Below are 9,883 nucleotides of genomic sequence, written 5' to 3' on the forward strand. Positions count from 1 at the left end.
AGTTACATGGTATAAACATTGATTATATAGAGCCCGGTAGCCCATATCAAAACGGGTATATTGAACGATTTAATCGTACCTATCGCACAGAGGTATTAGATTTATATTTATTTAATAATCTGGAACAAGTAAGAAAGGTAACCGAAGAATGGCGAACCAGTTATAACACCGAAAGACCTCATGAAGCACTAAATAACATGACACCGATTGAGTATAAAACACTAAAACAAGCAGCATGATTTTCTACGTGAGTTGTGTACTAGGTTTGGGGTATTTACAAGGTAACCATCCTTGATTAACTTCTTCGCTTTTGCATGATAAAAATAGCAAAGGATTGATTAATTTAAATGGAGGCGCGTCCCGGAGTCGAACCGAGGTAGACGGATTTGCAATCCGAAAACATTTAATTATAAATCAATCAGTTATAAAAATAACTTAGAATATACAGTACTTTTAATCAAGTTTTTCATTCTTAAATATCAATAAGTTATTTAGTTATATTCTTACATATTCTAACACTTTTTGCGACCTTTTTCTCAAAATCGCACATCCCAATTTACTTTCTCTAATCATGATAACAATAAACTACACACTACCAATTTACATACGCATGACGCCCGAAGACTTCGAAAATGAAATATCTGGCGAGTGCTACATTATCAACAGCGACAACGATCACAATTATGTGTTCTACCAAACGCAGAAAGCACTATATGATATCGCCGATTTTGTAATGCTACATGATGCTGTTGAGTATTGTAAGTTGAAGATTGAGAATGGAGTTTGGTCTGTTTGATAAGTTAACTATGATGATTTATTCATGCTTATAAACTTTAAAATCAAAATCAATCCAAATTATGTGAAATATACGATCTTCTCTAAATCCAATCATCGGCTTCATTCCATTAAATCTTAAAGATAAAAAATTAATACCTTCCTGACTATGTAATTTTGTTGGAATGTTTTCGTTAATTGAATCCCTAGCAATTTTTTCACACCCTAATTTATGTCTGGAAGATGAAAGTATTTGATTCCACGTTATTTTGCTCAATAATCTTATTCTCTTGACCAATGCAACTAAATCATCGTTTTCACAACAATCCACACAATGACACTTGTCTATCATGTGCTCAAATGAAAATATAGGTGTAAAAGTGTTTGTAGAAACCTTTTGATTTTCTCTTGGTTTTATTCTTGAATTATCTTGTTTGTTTGGGTGCTTTATTTTAGCCATAAACAAAAAGTTAATTTTCTATTTGCGTTAAAAAGTATTTTCTCATACTATCTAAGGAAATTTCTGTAGAATCACTTCTACCATATGCACCAATCCATGTTGGCTCTTCATGCGTTAAATTTCGTAATTTCCATGCTGAGTATTGTCCGTACATATTAAATACATCTTGAATTAAATTTTTTTCATCTTCAGAAAATTTACTAAAATCAATGTCAAGATTATCTGTATCTATTGCTCCTGAACCAAAACTCTTGTACTTATGGTATAGATCGGGAATAACAGGTCCGTGCATCCATGCTTCTATTTTTTCATTAAATAACGGTTTACCAAAGATCGCTAAAGAAAAGCCTTGAGTGTAATAAACTAGTTTTTGTAGCTTCAAATTCGAAATAAGGTCACCAGCATCGTTATCATTTAATGAAAGAATATAGTTTGCTACATCAAAGCACGTTAAATTTTTCATAATATGTAACCTTTTTGTTGGAAGATTATCCACAACTCACGTTGTTAACTTTGAGCGATTATAATTTAAGTTATCTAAATAGGAAAGATTTATTCAACAAATTATTGGGATTGTATTAATACTAAATTCAAGTGCTAAGAAGTCTAAGTTGAAGATTGATAGTGTTATTATGTGATGATGTTATCAATTGCTACTGCGTTTTTTAACCCACCTTTTTTATCAAAAGCAACAGCATAGTAATCAAAGCCATTCCTGAGTCTAAAAACCACCTCTCCGTTTTCGTCACTCTTGTGTTTTGATATCAAGTCGCCCGTTGATCTTGAATGTAAATAAACCTCTTGAGATGGTAGCATGGTTCCATCTTGATCTTTAACTTTTGCTGTAACATATGTTTTATTTAATAACCAATAAATAATGTCATTGACTATGTTCAAGCCGTCTGCTGTTAACTCATTATCAAACATATAACCAATGAACGCGCAATCAGCTGCAAACGGATTGTCGTTTATGTCCAAATCACCTTTTCGGAATACAGCACTAACAACAGAAAGTTGTCGATATCCACTTTCAAATCTGTAAATCACTAATGGAGCCATGTTTTTAGGAGTTGTACTGTTATTGTTATAGATATAATAAACCCAGTTTGATTTGTTATTTTTGGGATAATGTGAAATTTCTTTTTTATTATAATTCATTGAAATAACGTCTTTATTATTTATAACTTTTGAATTATATAAACTCCGTGAATAATCTGGTTTATTTGAAATACCGATTGATAATAATGCCCCACCGGGATAATCATTACCGCCAGCTATCACAGGAATCCCTTTATCAAAACATTTTTTTATTGGTTCTCCTGCTTTTTGTTCGCGTGAATTTCTATAATCCATAATTAGTTCAAATGTTGATAAAAAATCTTCCGTGTAATCGCCCGATGTTGTATCGCAAAAAGCGACTTGATGATCTTCGCTAAGCGCGGTTAACATTTCTTCAACGTAAGATCTCTGGTTACTACAAATAACTATTTTTGCCATATTTTAATCCTTAAATGTAAATTCTAATTTGTTTCGTTTTTCTTCATTAAAAATAAACTCAATATCATTACCAACAACGACACTATGTCTAAATTTTTGACTGGATTCTATACCATTTCTAATGCTAGATAATTCAATAGATAAATCGCCCTTTTTTAGATGACTAATATCAAATGAAAAGCGTGGTTCTTCGATTATTGTATTGATGAGCGTATTAGTGAAATGACGCAACACAACGCGATATTTTACATCTGGCTCAACTGTTACATTGCCTTCGTACCAGCCAACCATGATGCCTGAAGTCTGTTGCAATCGATTTCTAGACGACCAATTAATTTCAATTTTTTCACCTATTATTGATGTTGGATAATAGATACCATTAATTGTTACGTTTGCCGGCGGGTACGGTCTAATTGCTCGTCCCGTGATGTCAATAATTTGCCCCGGAGCATCTTTTGGATCGATTGAACTGATTGATGTCCGAGTGATGATACGACAATCGACCTTGTCACCCTCGCAATACTCCTCAGATTTTAGCGTTAACTGACCACCACAAAAATACACTTTGCTATTTTGTTTGTGCTCTTCCGGGATAGTATCAAGGCAACCACGTTTCACGGTTAGTTCATTGCCATTTCTAGATTCAACGAATAAAATTTCATCATCAATTATGGCCCATGTGTACTCATCGTTTTCTAATGCGCTACTTAATTTTATGACTGATTCCATTCGGTCAATTTGATGAGATAATTCTCTCATTTCGCAATCAGTTATGCTTTCTGCGTTATCAAAATCGCTTGACAAAGAAGTAGCTAACTCAGCAAAAAGCGCATTTTCGGGTAAATTACAAATTGCCGCTGAAATTTGGCCTGTTAAATCATTGTCTTCTAATAACTGATCAACTACTTTTTGTCCGTAGTTATAAACTAGTTCATAATATGGTGCTTCCATGATAATAAAGTTTTTGACTGGTTTTGCTACATCTTTATCAACTGGAGATGATATCGGCGGTTGAGAGTTAACAACCGATGTTGTCGGTAATGAAAACACATCACGCGAGCATTCAATCGTCACCTGATTGCTTTTTTGCGTGCCATAATCAACCGATATTATACGCATAACAACACGGTCCAACCCCAATAATGGCATGTTTAACAAAAACACGTCGCCTCGACTCAAAATTCTTCCATCTAAATTAAGTGTTAACGTAACAGAAGCCAAATCTGATGATAAATACGCTAGATCCCGCATTGCAATTCGGGAGGCAAGCGAACGACTATAAATAGTGTCATATGTAACAGTTGTATTATTTTCTCTACCTGCCATTGAGATCAGGGCGTCATCACGAACCGTTACCGACCCTTGTTTGTAATCATTTGTTCTATCAATAAAATTCACTGTCACAGAATTAATCATCTCAGTGACAATGTTTTTCTTAATATCCGAAATTTTTACTATATTTGTTTTGTCAAAAACGAGTAAATCATCAACATTGTAATTATTTCTGATTAATTTTATTTCAAACTGATTTGTTTGTGGGTTTTGATCTAGTACACAATCAGCCGCTTTTTCAATATTTTTTTTTAAATCTTCGAACTTACTCTGATTATTCCAAAGATATGACAACCCTAGGTTTTCTCGGTAAAATGTATCCGCAGCTCGCTTAAACGATTCTTCGTTAATAATATTTTGGACGGATTTAGAATTAAAACCTGTATATTGACTTAAAACCAACTCTCTGAGTATGTGCGCAGGGTTCATGTCTGCATTAGAGCCATTATTAATAGCGTACATCATCGTGTCATAAATAAGCGTGGAGTTTGAACCATCAATAACTGGGATGCCATCAACTGGTGTGTTGTCAATCTTTGAGCTTAATGACACATTGTGATTATTAACATTAATACAATAAATATTGACGTCTTTACCATTGGCCGCATTAAATGTACCTGATCTATTAATTAAATCATGAATATTTTTATTGTTAATAGAATCAACGTCTTCAAGCTCCCCGTCGCTCACAAAAATACAACAACGATTCATGTCAAGATTAATCACTCCGTAAAAAAAAGTAACCGAAGCGCTCAAAACAGCCTCAAGATTCTCACCACCTACAATCATTAGGTTGTCAATAAACGATAAAAGAATTGGAATATCATTTTTTGATACTTTTCTGATTAATTTGGTTTGTGGTGAGCCACCTTGATATGTTGTGATCAAGATATCCAACCTTGACGAATTTAGATCCATTGACGTTTCCAGTCTATTAATAGCCTGCTTCATTGCCGTCTTTAGTGCATTTATGCGCGAACCTCTCATGCTAGCAGACGTATCTAAAATGAAATGTATAGCAACATTATCCAGCACATCACCAATTCTAATTTCAGAACGCTCGTTATACCATTGCGGTGTTTTTTTTGCATCCTGATAGTGGATACGTTGAACAACCACAGAAATGTCTTTTAAATACGGATTATTACCCCAATAAAAATGCTTAAAAACTGCACCTGCAACATAACGATATGCCGGTACAATTTGCGAGATTTTACTAGCTAGATAACTATTTCTACTATGATTATCATGCCCAGAATAAACATCAACAGCACCAGAAACCCCTCCTTCTCGTGAATCACCACCAAAAAGAGATGGTTTATTAATCAATAACGTTCCATCTTGCACAGCTCCTTTCCATGCTATGCGGTCAGCAATACTGATGTTGATAAGCTTATCAATAGTACCTTGGCAAAATATCATGCTAGTACCCGCATAGTATCTGTAACCTACCGTTTGCTTCTTTTTGCTTCCGCCCATAGTCTCAACCTAGCCTGCTCTATTACCTGATTTGCCATTACATCATTAATTTTTATTAAAATTTCAGCGTCAATACCATTTTTTAAAAAATCTGACCAATCTAGTTTGTGCCGTTTAAAAAACGCTCTTCCACCTGCGCTACATTGTCGCGCTGCAATCAGATCCTCTCGTGTAACAATCAATCCCATTATTTTTTACCACCCTTTTTTCTAATAGCTTTTAGTGATTTATCGCCAACCCAAGTGTAAATCGGATTTGTTATTTTTACCGTACCAAACACGATAGGTATTTCAGTACCCTCAGTTGACGTACCTGTTTTAAATTCATCCGCCTCTATTTTTTGTTGATTTTTCTTGCCGTGCGAACCGACAACCCCAACGATTAAACCGACAACAACAGCAACCAATGCTGCAACTAATGCAAACATAAAACCTCACTATTAAACAATTGATTTACCGTTGTTTAACGGCTCTAAAGGAAGATAGGGAAAACCGCCGTAATTAAGGGTGTTATTAAATGTGTTGCACGACTCAAGCGTTCTCGTGCATCCCTTATACAGTGTGACAGTAGTTATCCCGTTATTTAGATTATTGACAAGTTGCTGGTTTCGCCTGAACAACGTAACCGATGCCTCGTAATGATCTTTAATAAAAGTTTGTTCGCCGTTTGGTGTTTGCAATATTCCACCAGTAAAATATCCGCTCGGTACGTCTTGTTCAAACGTAACAGTTAACACATCATTTTTATACGATGTAACACTGCCCACCACCTTAAAATCTTCACGATTTAGTCCGCATCGTTCGCCATACAATGAATATCGACAATTTCTCTGAACCCTATCATTTACCCCCGTTTGCCCTGCTCTCGTAATTAATAGTTCAAACGTCATCGTCATTTCTTTATCTGATGTAGACGTTTGAGTTAATCGTCCACTCCATGACATAGTGATTGAGTTTCTTTTATCCAAGGTGTAAATATCAACTAGTAGATATTTTGTTATATCTGGAATTATCCACTGTTTGACCATGTGATTCGTTATCGGCATTGTTATAGTTATTTTGTTTTTAGACAATGATGCATCACGCTTTATTGAACTGCGATCAATTGATTCTTTAACATAAATATTTTTGTCGATATATAAATCGCGCATACCGCTCGTATAACGATAGGTGTTAACACCATCATTAAAAACATATAGCTCTGATTGTTTAAAAATATTGATCATCAAAAACCTCTATGACTGGAATATCTGACTTTGCTTGCTGATTTGTATCGTATTCAATTTGCACTTTATCGGTATTAAACCTACAAAGCATCATGAAACTAATCTTATTGACTGGTTGCTCGATAGTTTTATCAATAGTTATTATTATGTTGCTGTGAGCAGAATTGCTCACGCTGATGATTCTTGCATAAGAAATAGCGTTATCATGAAATAATGATAAATATTTAAAGGACGGCAAATCGTCGTAATGACTATCACGAATAATAATCTGATTACCGCGAACTTTTCCGCATATATTCACGTCACCATCACATAACCAAAACGGATTGAGGCTACCAGCTCTACGATAAATAAATTCCTTAAATTTTTTTATCTCATCAAAACCATCAAGATAAAAATTAATAGATCTTGACTGCTTTGTGCGTTCCCATCTATCAATTCTGGTAATTTTACCCATGCCATAATCAACAATATCAATATCTTTATTTAACACAGATTCGTTAACACCATAATTGTTGTGCAGGACCTCAATATCAAGATAAATATTTTTTGGAATTGTTGGCTCACGATAAATTGGTGGTTCGACCACTTCCAAGGTTACATCAACTTGAGCATCAAAGCCTGACGTTTTATACGCTGCATTATTCAAATAGCATTTTTGTAATAATAATAAATAAGCCGCTTGATAATCATTAGTAGTAGGGCTTAGACCTAGTTTCCCGTCATCAGTCGGATTACTAAAAATAAACTCTAATTTTGGCTGGCGCTCATTATGAAACACAAACTCTAACGATTTTTTTTCTGATGCTCTTAACCACTTCGCAACTTCATTTTTTGTACTATCTTGATAAATCAACAAATTATCACCAGTATGATTATCAAAATGATTCTCGACTATGGTTGTCCCCTTATTTATGCGACCAACATAAACTGCTCTTAGCCAATTGGGAATTAACCAAATATCAGTTAAATTATTGCGTAGCAAATTCAGATAATAGTTCCTATTGTGCGGATGCGCTATAAATGAGTAAACGAGCGTCACTCGCGGTAATGAACGTAACATTACTCGATGCTCTCGCCCATCTCTAGATTCGATAATATCGGTGAGCCACTCAAAACTTTCAGTTGCCCCCTTGATCGGCTGTTCAGCTATAACATTTGGCATTATGACCTCAAATTTAGACATAAAAAAAGCCCGCAATAGCGAGCTTTAGGTTTGATTTTATTTTGTATATCTACATTAGATTTTCCATACTCAGTTAACAACAATCAGCATGTTTTTGTGAGGAAAACTGCATTTGCAAACCTAATGCTTGAACAATTTTAAAGATTGTATTAAAAGTAGGATTCCCCTCACCTGATAACGCTTTATAAATACCCTCACGGCTTATACCTGTATCACGTGAAAGCTGACTGATGTTTTTAGCTCTAGCTATATCACCAAGCGCAATAAATAAAAATTTAGGGTCTCCTTCTTCTATTGCGGCATTTAAATATTCTTGCATTTCTTCATCAGTATTTAAAAAATCAACCACATCAAAAGTTTTTAGTTTTGTAGTCATAATTAACCCCATTTATTTGCTAATTCTTTAGCAATTTTAATATCTGTTTGTTGTGTATCCTTGTCACCGCCACACAATAAAATAACAATTTCATTATTGCGGTTAACAAAATAAACCCTATACCCTTTTCCACAGTGAATACGCATTTCTGATACACCGCTGCCTACAGGCTTAACATCACCAAAATTACCTTCTTGCATACGACGAATTCGAACTTTAATTTTAGCTGCTGCAGTTTTATCTTTAAGCGACTTCAACCATTTTTCCATTTGCGGTGTATAACTTACAGTAATCATGCTTTATTCCTGTTTTAATTTAAAACTATTATATCTTACACTGTTAGAATGTCAACTGCGGTTATCAATTCTAATTATTTATATTTTTACTAAAACTTATATAATGCTTATATTGAGGTTAATCATAAAAATAATAATGAATAAAACAATCGATGTTGAAACAGGTGTGCCAAACGAAGTTGTTAACATGTTTTTTGATAATAACTATTCTCCTGCACAAGCATGGCGTGAGTATTTAAAATTATCTCAAGTTGAAGTTGCGAATAAAATAGGTATTAGCCAATCAGTTTATTCTCAATATGAAAAAAGCCAAAAGTTAAGAAAAGCAACACGAATTAAAATTGCCCAAGCACTACAAATCAAGCCTGAACTGTTAGATTTTTAATAAAAAACCCGCCGAAGCGGGTTGGTGTTTTAAGTGAACTATCCTTTAGAATTTCGCCCTTTTATGAAAGACACAGCTAATGTTGCAATGGTTGCTGTTGCAATAGTTCCAGCTAAAAACTCATGATCATTAACCCCTAAGTATACACTACCAGTAATCCCCGATAGACCAATAACTAACCCAAATATTTGACCTAAAAGCCTTTCGATAAAAATAAAAATGTTAACACGCCCATCATTCTTTCTTCTGTATTCGGCTTCTTTTTCTGTTTGCTCAAAAACCCAATCTACTTTATCTGGTCTAATCGCATGAAGTCTTTCCAGAGCCTCAATTTGAATAACTGGGGAATCTATAGAGTGCTCTGACATAGCAATACCGAGATCCCCATCTCTTGTTTTTTGAGCATGCAACCTTGTTGATCTAGCCATACAAATATTTTCTATTCTTTTCTATTGTTTTTTTTAAATCGTTTGAAACAGCTTTATAATCGCCTGATAAGCGTTTATAGTCACTTTTAAAATTAGAACTATTTGATTTAATGTAAGGGCATTTTTCATTAAAAATGTTATTATTTGCTATCGAATAAAAAACATTCTTTATACTTGTCAATTTTATTTTCATTATTGCCCCCCTTTAAACTTGATAACTTAGATTATCAATCTTTGGAGGTAATTATAAATACCATAAGGTAAAGAGTAAAGAAAATTTATACTAATTACAAAAAATTAATAGGTGCTATGTATTTGACTGTTACACGCTACTCGAAATCCAAATTAGGGTTGCCTTACAATGGATCGGCTACACTAATTCATACAACTTTTTTAAGGGGTAAGGTAAACTTATCACCACTAAAAAAGGAACAAATATGAATAA

Annotated in this window: 14 protein-coding genes; 2 read left to right on the plus strand and 12 right to left on the minus strand. The window is 34.1% G+C overall.

The annotated features are described in order from the left end of the window. Window positions 1–239 (plus strand): integrase core domain-containing protein (locus tag GQ593_RS12805; protein ID WP_160432389.1); only part of this gene is annotated, 239 nt, incomplete at its 5' end. Between the two features lie 575 nt (window positions 240–814). On the opposite strand, the gene GQ593_RS12810 is transcribed toward GQ593_RS12805, so the two are convergent. From GQ593_RS12810 to GQ593_RS12855, 10 genes are all read right to left on the minus strand, one after another. Beyond that, complete coding sequence (locus tag GQ593_RS12810) at window positions 815–1,234, minus strand: hypothetical protein (protein ID WP_160432390.1); 420 nt, start codon at window positions 1,232–1,234, stop codon at window positions 815–817. Window positions 1,235–1,244: 10 nt separating this feature from the next. Next, window positions 1,245–1,697, minus strand: a complete 453-nt coding sequence (locus GQ593_RS12815; RefSeq protein ID WP_160432391.1) for a Panacea domain-containing protein — start codon at window positions 1,695–1,697, stop codon at window positions 1,245–1,247. A gap of 167 nt (window positions 1,698–1,864) precedes the next feature. Next, on the minus strand, window positions 1,865–2,731 hold the full coding sequence (locus GQ593_RS12820; protein WP_160432392.1) for a hypothetical protein: 867 nt from the start codon (window positions 2,729–2,731) through the stop codon (window positions 1,865–1,867). A 3-nt stretch (window positions 2,732–2,734) separates the two neighbouring features. After that, a complete protein-coding gene (locus tag GQ593_RS12825) occupies window positions 2,735–5,542 on the minus strand; it encodes a phage tail protein (RefSeq protein WP_160432393.1) in 2,808 nt (935 codons plus the stop codon). Then, window positions 5,512–5,730, minus strand: a complete 219-nt coding sequence (locus GQ593_RS12830; RefSeq protein ID WP_160432394.1) for a hypothetical protein — start codon at window positions 5,728–5,730, stop codon at window positions 5,512–5,514. Before GQ593_RS12830 ends, GQ593_RS12825 begins: the two co-directional genes overlap by 31 nt. Beyond that, complete coding sequence (locus GQ593_RS12835) at window positions 5,730–5,969, minus strand: hypothetical protein (protein ID WP_065638155.1); 240 nt, start codon at window positions 5,967–5,969, stop codon at window positions 5,730–5,732. Before GQ593_RS12835 ends, GQ593_RS12830 begins: the two co-directional genes overlap by 1 nt. Before the next feature lie 12 nt (window positions 5,970–5,981). Continuing rightward, complete coding sequence (locus GQ593_RS12840; protein WP_160432395.1) at window positions 5,982–6,767, minus strand: phage BR0599 family protein; 786 nt, start codon at window positions 6,765–6,767, stop codon at window positions 5,982–5,984. Beyond that, window positions 6,751–7,953 (minus strand): hypothetical protein, encoded by a 1,203-nt coding sequence (locus GQ593_RS12845; protein WP_160432396.1) that lies wholly within the window; start codon window positions 7,951–7,953, stop codon window positions 6,751–6,753. Before GQ593_RS12845 ends, GQ593_RS12840 begins: the two co-directional genes overlap by 17 nt. Window positions 7,954–8,026: 73 nt before the next feature. Beyond that, entirely contained in the window at window positions 8,027–8,329 is a 303-nt protein-coding gene (locus tag GQ593_RS12850) for an addiction module antidote protein (RefSeq protein ID WP_065561131.1), read from the minus strand. Window positions 8,330–8,331: 2 nt separating this feature from the next. Next, window positions 8,332–8,625 (minus strand): type II toxin-antitoxin system RelE/ParE family toxin, encoded by a 294-nt coding sequence (locus GQ593_RS12855; RefSeq protein ID WP_065561130.1) that lies wholly within the window; start codon window positions 8,623–8,625, stop codon window positions 8,332–8,334. A gap of 136 nt (window positions 8,626–8,761) precedes the next feature. Here GQ593_RS12855 and GQ593_RS12860 point away from each other — a divergent pair, with 136 nt between their 5' ends. Further along, window positions 8,762–9,010, plus strand: coding sequence for a helix-turn-helix domain-containing protein (locus GQ593_RS12860; RefSeq protein WP_202115497.1), 249 nt, complete (start codon window positions 8,762–8,764; stop codon window positions 9,008–9,010). Window positions 9,011–9,048: 38 nt separating this feature from the next. On the opposite strand, the gene GQ593_RS12865 is transcribed toward GQ593_RS12860, so the two are convergent. Both GQ593_RS12865 and GQ593_RS12870 read right to left on the minus strand, forming a co-directional pair. Beyond that, window positions 9,049–9,438 (minus strand): hypothetical protein, encoded by a 390-nt coding sequence (locus GQ593_RS12865; protein ID WP_160432398.1) that lies wholly within the window; start codon window positions 9,436–9,438, stop codon window positions 9,049–9,051. Then, window positions 9,431–9,631: a hypothetical protein gene (locus GQ593_RS12870; RefSeq protein WP_160432399.1), complete on the minus strand. Its 201-nt coding sequence runs from the start codon at window positions 9,629–9,631 to the stop codon at window positions 9,431–9,433. The genes GQ593_RS12865 and GQ593_RS12870 overlap by 8 nt, the downstream gene beginning before the upstream one ends. Between the last annotated feature and the right edge of the window lie 252 nt (window positions 9,632–9,883).

It is taken from the genome of Gilliamella sp. Pas-s25 (genome assembly GCF_009795885.1).
Classification (GTDB): Bacteria; Pseudomonadota; Gammaproteobacteria; order Enterobacterales; family Orbaceae; genus Gilliamella.